The sequence below is a fragment of the Streptomyces sp. NPDC048650 genome (genome assembly GCF_043199095.1).
Lineage (GTDB): Bacteria > Actinomycetota > Actinomycetes > Streptomycetales > Streptomycetaceae > Streptomyces.
Map to the genome: position 1 here is coordinate 689,937 of NZ_JBICVM010000001.1, position 17,057 is coordinate 706,993.

The window sequence follows — 17,057 nt, forward strand, 5'->3', positions numbered from 1 at the left end:
GGATCGCACGGGGGTACGACAACGCCGCCACGGCAGCCGGACTCTGACGGTGTGCCAGGGGGCGCCGGGAGGTGGCTCAGAGCCACCCGTTCCGCTTGAACCCCCGGTGGATGCCGAAGCAGATCGCCACCGTCGCGACGAGCACCGCCGGGTAGCCGAACTTCCAGTGCAGCTCGGGCATGTAGTCGAAGTTCATGCCGTAGATCCCGGCGATCATCGTCGGCACGGCGAAGATCGCCGCCCATGCCGTGATCTTGCGCATGTCCTCGTTCTGCGCGACGGCGGCCTGGGCGAGGTTGGCCTGCAGGATGGAATTGAGCAGGTCGTCGAAGGAGAGCACCTGCTCGTTGACCCGTGCCAGGTGGTCGGCGACGTCCCGGAAGTACTTCTGGATGTCGGCGTCGACCAGCCGCATCGGGCGCTCGCTCAGCAGCTGCATGGGCCGCAGCAGCGGCGACACCGCACGCTTGAACTCCAGTACCTCGCGCTTGAGCTGGTAGATCCGCCCGGCGTCGCCGCCCTTGGAGGAGCCCTTGGCGGCGCCCTTGCCGTTGGTGCCCGAGCTGAAGACGTCGATCTCCACCTCGTCGATGTCGTCCTGGACCGCGCCCGCCACCGCCATGTAGCCGTCGACGACCTGGTCGGCGATGGCGTGCAGCACGGCCGAGGGGCCCTTGGCCAGCAGGTCCGGGTCGTCCTGGAGCCGGTGGCGCAGGGCGCGCAGCGAGCCCTGGCCGCCGTGCCGCACGGTCACGATGAAGTCCCGTCCGGTGAAGCACATCACCTCGCCGGTCTCCACGACCTCGCTGGTCGCGGTCAGTTCGGCGTGCTCGACGTAGTGGACCGTCTTGAAGACGGTGAACAGGGTGTCGTCGTAGCGCTCCAGCTTGGGCCGCTGGTGGGCGTGGACGGCGTCCTCGACGGCGAGCGGGTGCAGCCCGAACTCCTGGGCGATACCGGCGAATTCGGCCTCGGTGGGCTCGTGCAGCCCGATCCAGGCGAAGCCGCCCTCGGAGCGGACCCCGGCCATCGCCTCGGCCGGGGTGACGTGCTCGCTCACCCGGCGGCCCTCGCGGTAGACCCCGCAGTCGACGATGGCGCTGTTGGCGCAGGTCGGGACGGCGGACGAGTAGGGGTAGGGCGTGTCGTCGCGGCGCCGGGACGGGCGGACGGCGGCGCGCAGGTCACGGATCATCGACATGGCAGGCTCCTTCACGGGCCGGCCGTCAGCTCGGAGCGCGGGGCGCAGCGCTGCCCGGAACGTGGACGTACGAGGCATCTTTGGCTGTACGTCCGCAAAGCGGGCGGCGCTCCGTGCGGTAACACTGACGGCAGTTCGCAGAAAACACGGAATTGAGAGTCGAAGGCGCTCTTCCGTCATCTACATCCGGCGCAAAGGCACTTCACGGGTTTCGCCGCTGGGCGGCGGGGTACGGAAGCTCTCGGATCAGGAGATTCGCTGCGCGAGCGGGATGACAGGAGAACTATCGGTACTGCACGGTCGACTCGGATCCACCGCAGCCCCACCTCCTCCGGCCGGTCCCCGTTGGGGGACGACGTCATTCCCTGAGCAGACGGCAAGGCTATCAGTCGTCTGAAGCGTTACGGTGCCGCTTTGCCCGTTCGATACGAACGGCGGGGCGCCGCGCCGAGATCCCTCTGGACGCGGTCCGGGGCAGGCCCGTCGACGGGCGGCGGCCGGGCCGCAGGCCGGCCGTATGCTCGCGGCATGTCTGACGTTCTTGAGCTGGTCGAAGCCCGGTTGCGCACAGCCCTGGGCGAGCCGGACGCGCGCGGCGCCGTCACCTTCCTCGGTACCGACCGCATCGAGGTACTCCGCTTCGTCGACGACGAGGTGGTGCGCTATGCCACTTTGGGGATGTCCGCCCAGCCCATGGCCGACCCCACGGCGGTCGTCGCCGATCCCCTGCGGGGCCCCCGCGCGGAGCTCGTCCTGACCGTGCGGGGCGGGCGCGCCGACACCGGCAAGGTGCTCCGTCCGCTTGCCGCGCTTGCCGCGTCCCCGCAGGTCGAGGGGGTGATCGTGGCTCCGGGTGCCTCGCTGGACGTCGGGGAGCCGCTGTGGCCCGGCGCGCCCTTCAGCTCGGTCCTGGTCGCCGAGCCCGGGGGACTGGTCGAGGACCTGGAGCTGGACGAGCCGCTCGACCCGGTCCGCTTCCTGCCGCTGCTGCCGATGACGCCCAACGAGGCCGCCTGGAAGCGCGTGCACGGCGCGGAGGCCCTCCAGGCGCGCTGGCTCGGGCGCGGCACCGACCTGCGCGACCCGCTGCGCCACGGCGTACCGCTCGAGGACTGAGCGGACCGAGCGGGGCGAGCGGGGCGAGGGCCGCGGTGCTCAGTCGGCGAAGACCGTGACGCCGTCCTCCGTGGCGTGCCGTGGCTCCAGTTCCTCGGCCCGCAGGGTCAGTGCCCGGCGGCGGACGGCGACGATGCCCGCGCCGATCACCGCCGCGAGGGCCGCGACCACGAACGGGACATGGATGTCGGTCCACTCCTCGATCTTGGGCGCGAGGAACGGTGCGGCCGCCGCCGCGAACCAGCGCACGAAGTTGTAGCCCGCGCTCGCCACCGGACGGGGCGCGTCGGAGACGCCCAGGGCCAGTTCCGTGAAGACGGTGTTGTTCAGGCCGATGAAGGCGCCGGAGAGCACCGTGCAGACGACGGCGGTGGCGTGGTCGCCGTAGCCCAGGACGAGCAGGTCGACGGCGAGCAGGAGCAGGGAGCCGCCCAGCACCTTCAGGGAGCCGAAGCGGCGCTGCAGGCGGGGCGCGACGATCACCGAGAAGACCGCGAGCAGCACGCCCCAGGCGAAGAAGACGCCGCCCGACTTGTACGGGGACATGTTCAGGACGAACGGCGTGAAGGCCAGCACGGTGAAGAACGCGTAGTTGTAGAAGAAGGCCGATACGGCGGCGGAGGCGAGGCCGCCGTGGCCGAGGGCCCGGACCGGGTCGAGGAGCGAGGTCCTGCGGGCGGGCCGGGGCTGTTCCTCGAGGAGGGCCGTGATGGCGACGAAGCCGATGGCCATCAGGACGGCGGTGCCGAAGAACGGGTAGCGCCACTTCAGGTCGCCGAGGATCGCGCCCAGGAGCGGGCCGCAGGCCATGCCGAGTCCGAGGGCGGACTCGTAGAGCAGGATCGCCGCCGCGCTGCCTCCGGCCGCGGCGCCGACGATGACGGCCAGCGACGTCGAGACGAAGAGCGCGTTGCCCAGGCCCCAGCCGGCCCGGAAGCCGACGAGCTCGCCGACCGACCCGGACATGCCGGAGAGCGCGGCGAAGACCACGACCAGGGCGAGGCCGGCGAGCAGTGTCCTGCGGCCGCCGATGCGGCTGGAGACGAAGCCGGTGACCAGCATGGCGACGGCGGTGATCAGGAAGTACGAGGTGAACAGGAGGGAGACCTGGCTGTTGGAGGCGTGCAGGCCCTTGGCGATGGAGGGGAGGATCGGGTCCACCAGGCCGATGCCCATGAACGCCACGACCGAGGCGCCGGCGGTGGCCCAGACCGCCATCGGCTGGCGCAGGATCGAGGCGCCCCCTTGGTCGAACGCGTCACCGTCGCCGTCGCTGGGGTCGGCGCTGTTCGTGCTGCTCGTCATGGTGCGATTCCCCTTCCCGTGACCGGTTGCGGCCGCCGTACTTCCCGAGATGGTTGGTGTATGCACACAATAAGTTAGATGGGCTAATGAATGCAAGCTGCAACTAGTTTCCCGTGGGGAGGCTCGGCGCGTCCGGGTCGTCAATTGGGCGCCCTGGTACGTGTTTCCGGGCACACCGGTCGGGTGATCGTCCTTGACGCGGCGGCGGGCCTGGAGGACCGTTGGTCCCTATGAGGGGCGAACCCAGTTGCCCGAAGTGCGGTGGCCGGGTGCGGGCGCCCGGTCTCTTCTCCGACTCCTGGCAGTGCGCCGTGCACGGCATCGTGCACCCACTCCAGCCGGTCGTCCCGCCGAGCGTCGAGGCGCTCGGCGTCGTCGTGCACCGCGCGCAGGTGCCCGTATGGATGCCCTGGCCGCTCCCCGTCGGCTGGCTCTTCACCGGCGTCGCCTGCGCCGGCGACGACCGCAGTGGCGGCCGCGCGACGGCGGTGGCCTGCTCGGGGCCCGGACCCCTGGGCGGCCCCGGCGAACTGCTGCTGATCGCCGAGGAGCTGGGCGTCGGCCTGGGCGCACGCTACGCCGGGACGGACGGCCCGGACCCCGGCCCCGACCTGTGCATGGACAAGCCCCCGCACGCCAAGGTGCTGGCCGCCGGGCGCCTGACCCCGATGTGGCACGTCAACGGCTCGCCCGAGGACCGCGCGGTCTTCGCGGGCGAGGCGCGCGGGCTGTGGCTGTGGGCCATCGCCTGGCCCGAGAGCTCCGGCCTGCTGATGTACGACGAGCTGGTGCTGACGGATCTGCGGGAGGCGGGTGCGGAGGTGGACCTGCTGCCCTGCGGGGCGCTGTCACCGCGGATCCTGGGCTGAGCGCGGGCCGCGCGCCGGCCGGGCACCGCTCCCCGCGCCGTTCGAAGGGGCACCTCCGGACGGCCGGTATCCTTCCCCGGGGCGCCGTTCCGCGCGCCGCCCCGGCATCCCCGTCCGTCCCGCAGCCATTGGAGTACGCGTCGTGCGCATCGATCTGCACACCCACTCCACGGCCTCCGACGGCACCGACACCCCCGCCGAGCTGGTGCGCAACGCCGCCGCAGGCGGTCTGGACGTCGTCGCGCTGACCGACCACGACACCGTCGCCGGACACGCCGCGGCGCGGGCCGCGCTGCCCGAGGGCCTGACTCTCGTCACCGGCGCCGAGCTCTCGTGCCGGATCGACGGGATCAGCCTGCACATGCTGGCCTACCTCTTCGACCCCGAGGAGCCCGAGCTCGCCCGCGAGCGGGAGCTCGTACGGGACGACCGGGTGCCGCGGGCCCGAGGCATGGTCGCCAAGCTGCGTGCGCTCGGGGTGCCGGTCACCTGGGAGCGGGTGGCGGCGATCGCCGGGGACGGCGCAGTCGGCCGTCCGCACATCGCGACCGCCCTCGTCGAGCTGGGGCTCGTCCCCTCCGTCTCCGACGCCTTCACCCCGCAGTGGCTCGGCCACGACGGCCGGGCGTACGTCGAGAAGCACGAGCTGGACCCCTTCGACGCCGTCCGGCTGGTCAAGGCCGCGGGCGGGGTCACCGTCTTCGCGCACCCGATGGCCGTCAAGCGCGGCAGCTGCGTGCCGGAGAGCGTGATCGGCGAGCTCGCCGCGGCCGGTCTCGACGGCATCGAGGTCGACCACATGGACCACGACGCACCGACCCGCGCCCGGCTGCGCGGCCTGGCCGCCGACCTGGGCCTGCTGACCACCGGCTCCAGCGACTACCACGGCAGCCGCAAGACCTGCCGCCTCGGTGAACACACCACCGACCCCGAGATCTACGGCGAGATCGTGCGCCGTGCCACCGGCGCCTTCCCCGTGCCCGGCGCGGGCGGCTGAGCCCACTCCGGCGGGCCGTCACCGCCGACGCCGCGTGCTGCCGCATCCCGGCAGGCGCTTCCTCCCCCCACGGGCCCTGAGCCGTCCGTACCACCTCCCCCTCCCGCAAGGCCATCACCGTGTTCGACGTCGCTGTCTTCAGTACGCTCTTTGTCACCCTTTTCGTCATCATGGATCCCCCCGGGATCACCCCGATCTTCCTCGCACTGACCTCGGGGCGCCCGGCCAAGGTGCAGCGCCGGATGGCCTGGCAGGCCGCCACTGTCGCCTTCTGCGTCATCGCCGTCTTCGGCGTCTTCGGCCGGCAGATCCTGGGGCGGCTGCACATCTCCACCCCCGCACTGATGATCGCGGGCGGCCTGCTGCTCCTGCTGGTCGCGCTCGACCTGCTGACCGGCAAGTCGGAGGAGCCGACCCAGACCAAGGACGTCAACGTGGCGCTGGTGCCGCTGGGCATGCCGCTGCTGGCCGGGCCGGGCGCGATCGTGTCGGTGATCCTCGCCGTCCAGCACGCCCACGGCGTCACGGCGCAGATCTCGGTCTGGACGGCGATCCTCGCGATCCATGTGGTGCTCTACCTGGTGATGCGGTTCTCGCTGGTGATCATCCGTGTGATCAAGGACGGCGGGGTGGTCCTGGTCACGAGGCTCGCGGGCATGATGCTCTCCGCGCTGGCGGTGCAGCAGATCATCAACGGCGTGACCCAGGTGATCCAGGGCTCCTGAGGCTCCTGGCCCCTACGCGAAGCGCCCCCTACGGCAGGTCCGTACGGGGGCGCTTCGTCTGTCGTCTGTCGTGCGTCGGCGGTGGTGGTGTCAGCGGGCGGCGGTGGCGCCGGCCGGGCGGATGTAGATGCGCTGGCCTATGGCTGCGGCCTGCTGCACGATCCGGTTGACGGAGGCGGCGTCCACGACGGTGCTGTCCACGGCGGCGCCGTCGGCATCGTCCAGGCGCATGATCTCGAAGCGCATATGGCTTCTCCCTTCGTCTGATCCTCCTGCGGAGAACTGAGTGGTGTGGGCTGCGCGGCTTCGTTGCCAAGCTTTCCGTACGGGTACAACGACCCGCACCCTGCAATCATTCCCTACGCTAAAGAAAATTTTCGAAGAACTAAGTACTTGCTGGTAGAGCAGTTGTCTCACAGAGTGACCGGCCGGAGAATGGGTCCCGTTATGGACGACGTCCGCCCTCCGGGCCCCATCGACCTCACTGCGCTCGCCGCCGGCATAGAGCGCACCAACGACCTGCTCGCCCGCGTGCTCGCCGAGGTCGCCACCACTCCGTCCACCCATGCGGCTTTCGTGGACGCGGGCTATGTCTACGCCGCGGCGGGGCGCCTGGTCACCGGAACGGAGGATCGCAGGACGTTCGAACTGGACGCCGAGGGGCTCATCGAGGCCTTCATCGACAAGGCCCGGACGATCTTTGCGGACAGCCGGCTGCTGCGCGTCTACTGGTACGACGGCGCGCGCCGCCGGATCCACACCCAGGAGCAGCAGCGAATAGCCGAGCTGCCGGACGTCAAGGTCCGGCTGGGCAATCTCAACGCCAACAACCAGCAGAAGGGTGTCGACTCCCTCATCCGCACGGACCTGGAGTCGCTGGCGCGGCACCGCGCGATCAGCGACGCGGTGCTGATAGGCGGCGACGAGGACCTCGTCTCGGCGGTGGAGGCGGCCCAGGGGTACGGCGCGCGGGTGCACCTGTGGGGAATAGAGGCGGAGGACGGACGCAACCAGGCCGAGCCGCTGCTGTGGGAGGTCGACAGCCAGCGCACCTTCGACCTGGACTTCTGCAAGCCGTACGTGACGCGCCGGGCCGGTGCGGAGTGCGACGGGCAGGCGTCCGGCGAGGGCCCGGTGCCCGGCCGGGAGGAGGTCCGCTTCGTGGGGGCGCGGGTCGCGGCCCAGTGGCTGGCGGAGCGCGGCCGCGAGTGGATGGAGACGCTGCTGCCCGGCCACCCGTATCTGCCCGGCGCCGTCGACCAGGAGCTGCTGACCGCCGCCGAGGCGCTGCTGCGGCACTCGCTGCGCGGCCACGCCGACCTGCGGCGGGTGCTGCGCGACGGCTTCTGGGACCACGTACGGAGCCAGTTCTAGGGGGTGTCCTGGCGCCCGTGCCGGCTCACGCCCGCGGCATCAGGCCCGCGCCAGCAGCTCCCCGAGCCGGTCGAAGAATCCCTCCCAGCCCGCCTGCGCCTGCGCGTACTGCTCGGCGGTCAGATTGCCGCCCTCCTGGCGGAAGACCATCTCCGTACGGTCGCCGAGCTCGGTCAGCGTCACCCGGACGGTCTCACCCTCGGCGTCGTCCGGGGCCGAGGCGTCCTTGAGGGTGAGCACCAGGTGCTCCGGGGCGGCCACCTCCCGGAACTCGCCGGAGAAGGGCAGTTCGCCGCCGTCCGGCGTGCGCATCACCAGGCTCCAGGCGCCGCCCGGCCGGGCATCCATCGTCATCCGGTCGACCGGCACCGTCAGCTCCCCGCCGAACCAGTACGCGAAGTGCTCGGGCGTCGTCCATGCCTCGAACACCAGGTCACGGCGGGCGTCGAAGGTACGGGTGAGCGCGATGCCCTGCTCAGGATTCTGCGTCATACGACCAGACCTACCGCACCCCGCGCCAGAATCCGGCCAACGCCGCCGCCGTCGCCGCCGGACGCTCGGCATTGGGGGAGTGCTCGGCGCCCTCGACCACCGTCCGCCGGGCGGCCAGCCGCTCGGCCATGGCGTCCATCAGCGGCACCGGCCAGGCGTAGTCGACCACCCCCGAGACGACGTGCGCGGGCAGGCCCACGGCCGCCAGTTCCGCCACCCGGTCGGGCTCCGCCAGCATCTGCAGGCCGGTCACCCGCAACTGTTCGGGGACGGTGTTCAGCCAGCGGCGGCGCAGGAACGCGCCGATCTCCGGCGGCGTGGCCCGGTCCGCCGGCTCCACCGGGTCCAGCTCGCGCATGGCCTGCCAGACCGCTTCCATCCCCAGGGTGCCGAGCGCCTCGGTCAGCATCCGCACCCGGGCCTGCTGGGGCTCGGCGATGGCGGCCGGGCCGGAGCTGAGCACGGTCAGTGAGCGGAACGGAGCCGGGTCGAGGAGCACCGCGGCCCGGGTGATCAGACCGCCCAGGGAGTGGCCCAGCAGATGGACGGGGCCGCCGAGAGTCTGCGCCTGGGCGAGTACGTCGAGCGCCAACTCCCGCTGTGCATAAGCGGATTCGTCGCGCGGGCCGGGGGATTCGTGCTGCCCGCGGCCGTCCACCGCGACCACTCTGAACCCCGCCGCCGCCAGTGGTTCGAGCAGCCCGATGAAGTCCTCCTTGCTGCCGGTGAAGCCCGGCACCAGCAGCGCCGTCCCGGCAAAGGCGCCCTCGGGCCGGGCGTCGTGCACGGCGAACGACCCGCGCTCGGTGGTGAGACGGCGGGCGCGCGCGCACGGGGGGAGCCGGAGGGTGGGTGGCGTGCTCATGGCGTGAGGCTAGCGGACGGGCGTCGGCGACCGTGCTACGCCGACGGCCCGTGGTACGCCGACGGCCCGGCCCCCGTGGTGCGGGGACCGGGCCGTCGGCATACGGAACGTCAGCTCTCCGGCGTGGCCTCGGAGACGGCGGCCTTGGCGCGGGTGCGGCGGCGGACCGGCTTGGCCTCGGTCACCTCGGCGCCGTCGACCGCCTCGGCGGCGGGCTTGGCGGCCGCTGCCTTGCGGGTGCGCTTCGGCTTGGCGGGCGCCTCCTCGGCGGTGTCCACGACGTCGGCGGCGGGCTTGGCCGCTGCCTTGCGGGTCCGCTTCGGCTTCGCCGGGGCCGCCTCGGCGCCCTCGGCGGTGTCCACGGCGGCCTCCGCGGCTTCCGCGGCCTTGGCGGCAGCGGTCTTGCGGGTCCGCTTGGGCTTCGCCGGGGCCGCCTCGGCGCCCTCGGCGGTGTCCACGGCGGCCTCGGCTGCCTCCGCGGCCTTGGCGGCAGCGGTCTTGCGGGTCCGGCGGCGCGGCGCGGCCGGCGCCTCGGCCGGCTCCGTCACGGCAGCGGTCTCGACCGTCTCCACGGCCGTCACCGGCTCGGCGGCCCGGGTGCGGCGACGCCGCGGGGCGGGCGCCTCGGCGACCGGTGCGGCCACCGCCGCCTCGGCGACGGCCTCCGTGCCCTCGGGCGCCGTCACGGCAGCGGCCTGGGCCGCGCCGCGGGTCCGGCGGCGCCGGCGCGGCTGACGCGGCTCGGCCGCGCCCTCGGAGGCATCCGGCGCGTCGGCGGCGGGCGCCCCGGCGGGAGCGCCGTCCACCGTCGTACCACCGCGGGTCCGGCGGCGCTGGCGCGGTGCACGCGTCCGCTGGGGCCGCTCCTCCTCGACCGCGGCGGCCGGCTTGCGGCCACGGCCGCGGCCGCCCGTCTCGCCGAGGTCCTCGACCTCTTCGGCGGCCAGCCCGGCCCGGGTGCGCTCGCCGCGCGGCAGCACGCCCTTGGTGCCCTGGGGGATGAGGAGCTGCTCGTAGAGGTGCGCGGAGGTGGAGTAGGTCTCCTCCGGCTCGTCGAACGCCAGGTCCAGTGCCTTGTTGATCAGCTTCCAGCGGGGGATGTCGTCCCAGTCGACGAGGGTGACCGCGGTGCCCTTGGCGCCGGCGCGGCCGGTGCGGCCGATGCGGTGCAGGTAGGTCTTCTCGTCCTCGGGGGACTGGTAGTTGATGACGTGCGTGACGCCCTCGACATCGATACCGCGGGCGGCGACGTCGGTGCAGACCAGCACGTCGACCTTGCCGTTGCGGAAGGCGCGCAGCGCCTGCTCGCGGGCGCCCTGGCCGAGGTCGCCGTGCACCGCGCCGGATGCGAAGCCGCGCCGGGCGAGCTGGTCGGCGATGTCGGCCGCGGTCCGCTTCGTACGGCAGAAGACCATCGCCAGGCCCCGGCCCTCGGCCTGGAGGATGCGGGAGACCATCTCCGGCTTGTCCATGGAGTGGGCGCGGAAGACGTGCTGGGTGGTGTTGCGGACGGTCTGGCCCTCGTCGTCCGGCGCGGTGGCGCGGATGTGCGTGGGCTGCGACATGTAGCGGCGGGCCAGCGAAATGACCTGGCCCGGCATGGTCGCGGAGAACAGCATCGTCTGGCGCTTGGCCGGCAGCAGCTGGATGATCTTCTCGACGTCGGGCAGGAAGCCCAGGTCGAGCATCTCGTCGGCCTCGTCCAGGACCAGGCTCTTGACCTGCGAGAGGTTGAGCTTCTTCTGACCCGCCAGGTCGAGCAGTCGGCCGGGCGTGCCGACGACGACGTCGACGCCCTTCTTGAGGGCCTCCACCTGGGGCTCGTACGCGCGGCCGCCGTAGATCGCCAGGACCCGGACGTTGCGCACCTTGCCGGCGGTGAGCAGGTCGTTGGTGACCTGCTGGCACAGCTCGCGGGTGGGCACGACGACGAGGGCCTGCGGCGTCTCGGTCAGCTGCTCCGGCTTCGAGCGGCCCGCCTCGACATCGGCGGGGACCGTCACGCGCTCCAGGAGCGGCAGACCGAAGCCCAGGGTCTTGCCGGTGCCGGTCTTGGCCTGGCCGATGACGTCGCTACCGGCGAGGGCGACCGGGAGCGTCAGCTCCTGGATGGGAAAGGGGGAAACGATGCCGACGGCTTCAAGGGCCTCGGCGGTCTCGGGGAAAATCCCGAGCTCTCGGAACGTAGACAGAATCTTGCCTCTTCTGTGAGACGCGGCGTGAGGCGGCGAAGGGGGTCGTACCGTGCCGTCGTACTGGTTCGTACGGGGGCCGACCTGAAGGAGCCGGATGGCGCGGGACCACTGCCAACGCTCAGGCACTCCTGCCGCGAGCGGTGTCCCTCCCGCTGTGCGTACGTCACGTACGCGCCGCGGGGAAGGGCGGTCGGTTGGAGCCGATCGGGCCACCGACCGGGCATCCGCTTTCGTGGAAGAACCCACCGAATTCTCGGCAGGTCCAATACCACTGTACCCCGGATGCCGCGCCGCATCCGAAGGCTTGTATGAGTGAGAAATTCGTCACCCGCCGGCGCACCTCCGGACGCGGCGCCGGAAGCCCTTTCCCGCCCCTCGCGGCGGAGTGGCTGACCAGGACCTTCCCCGGGCCGTCGGGCGGGCTATTGTGCCGGTCATGGAGACGCCTGACACCGCCACCGATGCGCAAGCACACACCGGGATCGCCGCCCAGGACTGGGCTCGGGCATCCGCCGACCCGCACTATCGGGCGGCCGTGATCGATCTGCTCGGCGCGCTCGCGTACGGCGAGCTGTCCGCCTTCGAGCGCCTGGCCGAGGACGCCAAGCTCGCCCCGACGATGGACGACAAGGCCGAGCTGGCCAAAATGGCGTCGGCCGAGTTCCACCACTTCGAGCGGCTGCGGGACCGGCTCGCGCAGATCGAGGCGGAGCCGAACGAGGCGATGGAGCCGTTCGCCGCCGCACTGGACGAGTTCCACCGCCAGACCGCCCCGTCGGACTGGCTGGAGGGCCTGGTCAAGGCGTATGTCGGCGACTCGATCGCCAGCGACTTCTACCGCGAGGTCGCCGCCCGACTGGACTCCGACACCCGGGGCCTGGTGCTGGCCGTACTGGACGACACCGGACACGCGTCGTTCGCCGTGGAGAAGGTGCGCGCGGCCATCGAGGCCGAGCCGCGGGTCGGCGGGCGCCTGGCGCTGTGGGCGCGGCGGCTGATGGGCGAGGCGCTCTCGCAGGCCCAGCGGGTGGTCGCCGACCGTGACGCGCTCTCGACGATGCTGGTGGGCGGCGTCGCCGACGGCTTCGACCTGGCCGAGGTCGGCCGGATGTTCTCGCGGATCACCGAGGCGCACACCAAGCGGATGGCGGCACTGGGGCTGGCGGCCTAGCCAGGAGGTGTCATCGGACGAAGGACCGGCGCCCTCCCGGGCGCCGGTCCTTCGTCGTGGTGCGGTGGCGGGCGGGCCGCGCGGTCAGGCCGTCCGGTGCCCCTTGAGGGGCGCGGCCGGGCGCCGGACGTGGCGGCGCGGCGGGCGGACCAGCAGTGAGAGCAGCGCCGCCCCCATGGCCAGCGCGGCGACCATCACCTCAACGGGGTGCCCGGGGCCGAGGATCGAGCGGGTCAGCAGCGCGCCGAGGAGCGCGGCGACCGGACCCGTGGACAGCGTCAGCGTGCGCGACGGAAAGCGGTCCGGGAGCCAGTGCGTCGCGGAAAGGGCGATGGCCAGTCCGATGGCGACGGCGGCGAGCGCTTCCCAGATCATGCCGTTCCCTCCCGGTGACAAGCGTGACATCCATGACAAGCCCGACCGGTCAAACAAACCGGACGAACAAGTCGGTTGCTATCCGTCGTACCCAGGGGCCACCACGGGCAACCCTCCCGTGCGCCATGCGGGCGGAGGCGGCGAACGGCGAAGGGCGGCGGCCGGAGAGTGATCTCTCCGGCCGCCGCCCTCGTGTGTCCGCGGGCGCCGCGTGCGGCGCCCCGTGACTCAGAGCGCGCCGAACCCGACCTTGCGGGCGGTCGGCTCGCCGATCTCCACATAGGCGAGCCGGTCCGACGGGACCAGAATCCTGCGACCGTGGTCGTCCACCAGGCTCAGCAGCTGCGACTTGCCGCTCAGCGCCTCAGACACAGCGCTCTCGACCTCTTCGGCAGACTGCCCGCTCTCCAGAACGATCTCGCGGGGCGCGTGCTGCACGCCGATCTTGACCTCCACGGCTTAAGTCCCTCCGACGGTCTGGGGGTCCCCCGGCGTCAGCTGGGGGAGGGTGCGCGGCTGTCCGCGCCGTACGCAGCACACATTAGCCCGGCACGGGGACGGACAGGACGCCGCGGAGCACGCCCGCAGCGAACAAGGTCAGTGCGCGTCGGAGCCGTGCAGCGGGAATCCGGCGATGCCCTTCCAGGCGAGCGAGGTCAGCAGCTGCACCGCGGTGTCCCGCGGCACCGTGCTCGCCGACGACAGCCAGTAGCGCGCCACCACCTGCGAGACCCCGCCCAGGCCGACTGCCAGCAGCATCGCTTCGTTGCGTGCCAGGCCGGTGTCCTCCGCGATCACGGCGCTTATCGCCTCGGCGCACTCCAGCGAGACCTTGTCCACCCGCTCGCGGACGGCCGGCTCGTTCGTCAGGTCCGATTCGAAGACCAGTCGGAAGGCGCCGCCGGGGTCCTCGACGTAGGCGAAGTAGGCGTCCATCGTGGCCGCGACGCGCTGCTTGTTGTCGGTCGTCGACGCCAGCGCCGTGCGCACGGAGTGCAGCAGCGACTCGCAGTGCTGGTCCAGCAGCGCGAGGTAGAGGTCCAGCTTGCCCGGGAAGTGCTGGTAGAGCACCGGCTTGCTGACACCCGCCCGCTCGGCGATGTCGTCCATCGCGGCCGCGTGGTAGCCCTGCGCAACGAATACCTCCTGGGCGGCGCCCAGGAGCTGGTTGCGCCGGGCGCGGCGTGGCAGGCGTGTGCCCCGCGGGCGCGCCGCCTCGGTCTGCTCGATGGCGCTCACGCTGCCTCCCAGAAGTTGTTCCGTACGCGGAGCACACAAGACGGTGCACCGCGCCCGCCATCGTACTTTTGGGTAACCCGGCTGTGCGTGGTCCGAGGCGAGAAATTCTGCCCGGGGCCGCCGGCCGAAGCCGACATAACATCCCAGGTCATCGGTATTCGTCTTCGTTGAGTTCGACCACGCGGGCCTGTTCGGCGAGATCGGCCTCATTGGCGGAGGCGGGGTCGCCGGGGGTCGGCGCGAAGTCCTCCTCGGGGGCGACCTCGGTGTGCTGCTCGGCGGCGTCGTGCTCCGGCGCTTCCACGTCGAACTCCGTCATGTCCCTCTCGTCCTCAATCGCGTCCGGTTCGGTCGGGTCGGCGGGCATCATGGCTCCCTGTGTCTCGCGGTCGGGGCCAGGCCGGCTGCCCTTGCCTACGAGCCTAGGAGAGGGGCAACGGCAGCGCGATGCGGTGTGTGACCGCGAACACACAATCGGGGGCGTGATCGTCTCGTAACATCGACTGCATGTCTTCGACCGACTCGCCGGACGCCAAGGCCGCCGCTCCTCCGGTACCGCCGGCCGGCCCCGGAGGCCGGGCGGGCGCCGCGGAGACGGTCCGCTGCGCGACCCTGCCGGGGCTGACGCTGAGCGTCCGGGTGCCCGCTGCGGCACCGGCCGGCGAGCGGGCGGCCCGGCGCGAGCCCGCGCTGTACGTCCACGGCCTCGGCGGGTCCTCGCAGAACTGGTCCGCCCTGATGCCGCTGCTCGCCGACCGGGTCGACGGCGAGGCACTCGATCTTCCCGGCTTCGGCGAATCGCCGCCGCCCGGCGGCGGCAACTACTCCGTCTCCGCGCAGGCCCGCGCCGTGATCCGCTACCTCGACGCCGCCGGCCGCGGCCCCGTCCACCTCGTTGCCAACTCCATGGGCGGCGCCGCCTCGACCCGGGTGGCCGCGGTGCGCCCGGATCTCGTCCGCACCCTCACGCTGATCTCACCGGCCCTGCCCGAGCTGCGGCCGCAGCTGACGGCGGTGCCGACGGCACTGCTCGCGGTCCCCGGCATCGCCCGCCTCTTCAGCCGGGCCACCCGGGACTGGACGCCCGAGCGCCGCACCCGCGAGGTGCTGGCGCTCTGCTACGGCGACCCCGCGCGGGTCACCCCCGAGGGCCTCGGGGCGGCCGCCGCCGAATTCGCGCGACGGCTCCAACTCCCGTATTTCTGGGAGGTGATGGAGCGTTCTGCGCGCGGGCTGGTGAACGCCTACACCCTCGGCGGGCAGCATAATCTGTGGCGTCAGGCAGAGCGGGTACTCGCGCCCACGCTTCTCGTCTACGGTGGGCGCGACCGCCTGGTCTCCTACCGGATGGCGCGGCGGGCGGCCGTGGCGTTCCGTGGTTCGCGGCTGCTGACACTGCCGGAGGCGGGACACGTGGCGATGATGGAATACCCCGAAGCGGTGGCGCGGGCCGTCCGTGAACTGCTCGACGCGCACGACATAACCGATGTGACCGCTGATGCGGGCAGGAGCTGACACGCCCCGTGGGACGCCATAGCCGCCGAGGCCGGCCCGAGACCGCAGACGACCTCTCCGGGGCAGCCGTCCCGCCGCCGTCACCACCCCCGCCCCCTTTCACGGACGTCACGGACCCCGCGGCGGGTCCCGGTCCGGGCCGCCGCCGGCGCCAGGCACCCACCGGCGATCCGGCCACCGAGGTCCGCGGCGGCCACCCCGAGCAGCACGAGCCCGGTGGCGGCTGGGGCGCGGTGCCCCCGACGGGCGGGCCGAGGATTCCCCGGCCGCGGTCGGCCGAGGCGCCGGCCGGCGGCGGGCGGTACGGCGCGGGAGGCGCCACCGGTCCGGCGGGATCCGGGCCGGCGGGCGGACCCCGCCCCGGCCCGGGCGCCGGGACGGTCCGCGGTGTCGTGGGCGGCCGCCCCGGCGGGCCGGGGCCGCGTCCCGAATACGTCGACGCCTTCGAGGACGACGACGTCTTCCGCGCCGGAGCGCCCGGCCGGGGCGCTCCGGGCGCCGGCGGTCACGACGCCCCGGGTGCGGCCGTCCCCGCTCAGGCTCCGGCGGACGGCCTGCCGCCCGGTGCCCGGTTCACCGGCCGGTCCGTGGTGTTCGACCGCGAGGAGATCCACGACTCGGACCGGCCCGGCGCCCTCGGCGCACCGGACGCGGAGCTCGGCGACGAAGCGGACCCTGACGTGCTCGACGCGGCGGACGAGCACCCGTCCCGCAGGGGCGCCAAGGGCCGTACCTTCACCGGCGCGGCCGCCGCCGCAGTGACCACGGTGCTGGCCGTGGTCATCGCGGGCCAGGTCGCCGACCAGCACAAGGAGGGCGACGCCGCGCCGCCGCTGAGCGGTGCCGACCACCCGGACGGCGCCGACGGCCAGGCGTCCCGCTCGCACGCCCGGCCCACCCAGGACGCCAAGCCCGCCTCCTACGAGGCGCAGATGGCGCAGGTCTTCCCGCTCGACGCCCAGCTCACGGCCGACGGGACGTTCCGGCCGGTCGGCGGGAAGGCCGAGGCGCCGGGACACGGCAAGGTCCTGCGCTACCGCGTCGACGTCGAGGACGGGCTGCCGCTGGACGGCGCGCTCTTCGCCGAGGCCGTGCACAAGACCCTCAACGACGACCGCAGCTGGGCGCACGGCGGAGCGCGGACCTTCGAGCGGGTGGCGTCGGGCCACGCCGACTTCGTGATCTCGCTGGCCAGCCCGGGGACGACCGCGAAGTGGTGCGCCAAGTCGGGCCTGGACACCTCCGAGGACAACGTCTCCTGCGATTCGGCGGCCACCGACCGCGTCATGATCAACGCGTACCGCTGGGCGCAGGGCGCGAAGACCTACGGCCACGACAAGATGTTCGCCTACCGCCAGATGCTCATCAACCACGAGGTCGGCCACCGGCTCGGCCACAACCACGAGGTGTGCGGCAAGCAGGGCGCGTTGGCCCCGGTAATGATGCAGCAGACAAAGTTCCTGACGACGGACGGCGTCACCTGCCGCCCCAACTCCTGGCCGTATCCCGCCGCACGGTGACCCGGGGCGGCCCGGGGCGGGCGCGCAGCCGCAGGGCGTGAGACGGGGTGTCTCTCATACCGAGACGCCTTGCCAGGAACCGAACCTTCGTTCCATGA

18 protein-coding genes are annotated in these 17,057 nt (G+C 72.6%); 8 read left to right on the forward strand and 10 right to left on the reverse strand.

Translation table 11 applies throughout. The features are described 5' to 3' along the window. Positions 1-76 precede the first annotated feature (76 nt). Positions 77-1,201, reverse strand: coding sequence for a magnesium and cobalt transport protein CorA (locus ACGFML_RS03185; RefSeq protein ID WP_393539379.1), 1,125 nt, complete (start codon positions 1,199-1,201; stop codon positions 77-79). A 528-nt stretch (positions 1,202-1,729) separates the two neighbouring features. Here ACGFML_RS03185 and ACGFML_RS03190 point away from each other — a divergent pair. Beyond that, positions 1,730-2,317 carry a suppressor of fused domain protein gene (locus ACGFML_RS03190; protein WP_393539381.1) on the forward strand — a complete coding sequence of 196 codons (588 nt, stop codon included), beginning with the start codon at positions 1,730-1,732 and terminating at the stop codon, positions 2,315-2,317. A gap of 39 nt (positions 2,318-2,356) precedes the next feature. Here ACGFML_RS03190 and ACGFML_RS03195 read toward each other — a convergent pair whose 3' ends face one another. Continuing rightward, on the reverse strand, positions 2,357-3,535 hold the full coding sequence (locus tag ACGFML_RS03195; RefSeq protein WP_393540386.1) for an MFS transporter: 1,179 nt from the start codon (positions 3,533-3,535) through the stop codon (positions 2,357-2,359). Between the two features lie 317 nt (positions 3,536-3,852). Here ACGFML_RS03195 and ACGFML_RS03200 point away from each other — a divergent pair, with 317 nt between their 5' ends. From ACGFML_RS03200 to ACGFML_RS03210, 3 genes are all read left to right on the forward strand, one after another. Continuing rightward, the gene (locus ACGFML_RS03200) at positions 3,853-4,491 is read left to right on the forward strand and encodes a DUF6758 family protein (RefSeq protein WP_393539383.1); all 639 of its coding nucleotides are present in this window, start codon (positions 3,853-3,855) and stop codon (positions 4,489-4,491) included. A gap of 142 nt (positions 4,492-4,633) precedes the next feature. Then, positions 4,634-5,488 carry a PHP domain-containing protein gene (locus ACGFML_RS03205; protein ID WP_393539384.1) on the forward strand — a complete coding sequence of 285 codons (855 nt, stop codon included), beginning with the start codon at positions 4,634-4,636 and terminating at the stop codon, positions 5,486-5,488. Positions 5,489-5,607: 119 nt separating this feature from the next. Next, a complete protein-coding gene (locus ACGFML_RS03210; protein ID WP_393539386.1) occupies positions 5,608-6,213 on the forward strand; it encodes a MarC family protein in 606 nt (201 codons plus the stop codon). A gap of 90 nt (positions 6,214-6,303) precedes the next feature. Here the strand turns inward: ACGFML_RS03210 and ACGFML_RS03215 are convergent, their stop codons facing one another. Further along, a complete protein-coding gene (locus ACGFML_RS03215; protein WP_393539387.1) occupies positions 6,304-6,459 on the reverse strand; it encodes a hypothetical protein in 156 nt (51 codons plus the stop codon). Positions 6,460-6,660: 201 nt separating this feature from the next. On the opposite strand from ACGFML_RS03215, the gene ACGFML_RS03220 reads away from it, so the two are divergent. After that, complete coding sequence (locus tag ACGFML_RS03220; protein ID WP_393539389.1) at positions 6,661-7,587, forward strand: NYN domain-containing protein; 927 nt, start codon at positions 6,661-6,663, stop codon at positions 7,585-7,587. 39 nt (positions 7,588-7,626) lie between these two features. Here the strand turns inward: ACGFML_RS03220 and ACGFML_RS03225 are convergent, their stop codons facing one another. From ACGFML_RS03225 to ACGFML_RS03235, 3 genes are all read right to left on the reverse strand, one after another. Continuing rightward, complete coding sequence (locus tag ACGFML_RS03225) at positions 7,627-8,079, reverse strand: SRPBCC domain-containing protein (protein WP_393539391.1); 453 nt, start codon at positions 8,077-8,079, stop codon at positions 7,627-7,629. A 10-nt stretch (positions 8,080-8,089) separates the two neighbouring features. Beyond that, a complete protein-coding gene (locus ACGFML_RS03230) occupies positions 8,090-8,944 on the reverse strand; it encodes an alpha/beta fold hydrolase (RefSeq protein ID WP_393539393.1) in 855 nt (284 codons plus the stop codon). Between the two features lie 110 nt (positions 8,945-9,054). Continuing rightward, the gene (locus tag ACGFML_RS03235; protein WP_393539395.1) at positions 9,055-11,265 is read right to left on the reverse strand and encodes a DEAD/DEAH box helicase; all 2,211 of its coding nucleotides are present in this window, start codon (positions 11,263-11,265) and stop codon (positions 9,055-9,057) included. 310 nt (positions 11,266-11,575) lie between these two features. Here ACGFML_RS03235 and ACGFML_RS03240 point away from each other — a divergent pair, with 310 nt between their 5' ends. Beyond that, positions 11,576-12,310, forward strand: coding sequence for a ferritin-like fold-containing protein (locus ACGFML_RS03240; protein WP_393539397.1), 735 nt, complete (start codon positions 11,576-11,578; stop codon positions 12,308-12,310). An 84-nt stretch (positions 12,311-12,394) separates the two neighbouring features. On the opposite strand, the gene ACGFML_RS03245 is transcribed toward ACGFML_RS03240, so the two are convergent. The 4 genes from ACGFML_RS03245 to ACGFML_RS03260 all read right to left on the reverse strand — a co-directional run bounded on the left by ACGFML_RS03245 (position 12,395) and on the right by ACGFML_RS03260 (position 14,291). After that, positions 12,395-12,685, reverse strand: coding sequence for a hypothetical protein (locus ACGFML_RS03245; protein ID WP_393539399.1), 291 nt, complete (start codon positions 12,683-12,685; stop codon positions 12,395-12,397). 228 nt (positions 12,686-12,913) lie between these two features. Further along, positions 12,914-13,141 (reverse strand): DUF3107 domain-containing protein, encoded by a 228-nt coding sequence (locus ACGFML_RS03250; protein WP_393539401.1) that lies wholly within the window; start codon positions 13,139-13,141, stop codon positions 12,914-12,916. A gap of 141 nt (positions 13,142-13,282) precedes the next feature. Beyond that, positions 13,283-13,924, reverse strand: a complete 642-nt coding sequence (locus ACGFML_RS03255; RefSeq protein WP_393539403.1) for a TetR/AcrR family transcriptional regulator — start codon at positions 13,922-13,924, stop codon at positions 13,283-13,285. Positions 13,925-14,072: 148 nt separating this feature from the next. Next, positions 14,073-14,291 carry a hypothetical protein gene (locus tag ACGFML_RS03260; protein ID WP_393539405.1) on the reverse strand — a complete coding sequence of 73 codons (219 nt, stop codon included), beginning with the start codon at positions 14,289-14,291 and terminating at the stop codon, positions 14,073-14,075. Between the two features lie 140 nt (positions 14,292-14,431). Between ACGFML_RS03260 and ACGFML_RS03265 the strand changes: the two genes are divergently transcribed. Together ACGFML_RS03265 and ACGFML_RS03270 are read left to right on the forward strand one after the other, a co-directional pair. Beyond that, positions 14,432-15,439 carry an alpha/beta fold hydrolase gene (locus ACGFML_RS03265; RefSeq protein ID WP_393539406.1) on the forward strand — a complete coding sequence of 336 codons (1,008 nt, stop codon included), beginning with the start codon at positions 14,432-14,434 and terminating at the stop codon, positions 15,437-15,439. 8 nt (positions 15,440-15,447) lie between these two features. Continuing rightward, positions 15,448-16,959 carry a DUF3152 domain-containing protein gene (locus tag ACGFML_RS03270; RefSeq protein WP_393539408.1) on the forward strand — a complete coding sequence of 504 codons (1,512 nt, stop codon included), beginning with the start codon at positions 15,448-15,450 and terminating at the stop codon, positions 16,957-16,959. Positions 16,960-17,057: the final 98 nt, after the last annotated feature.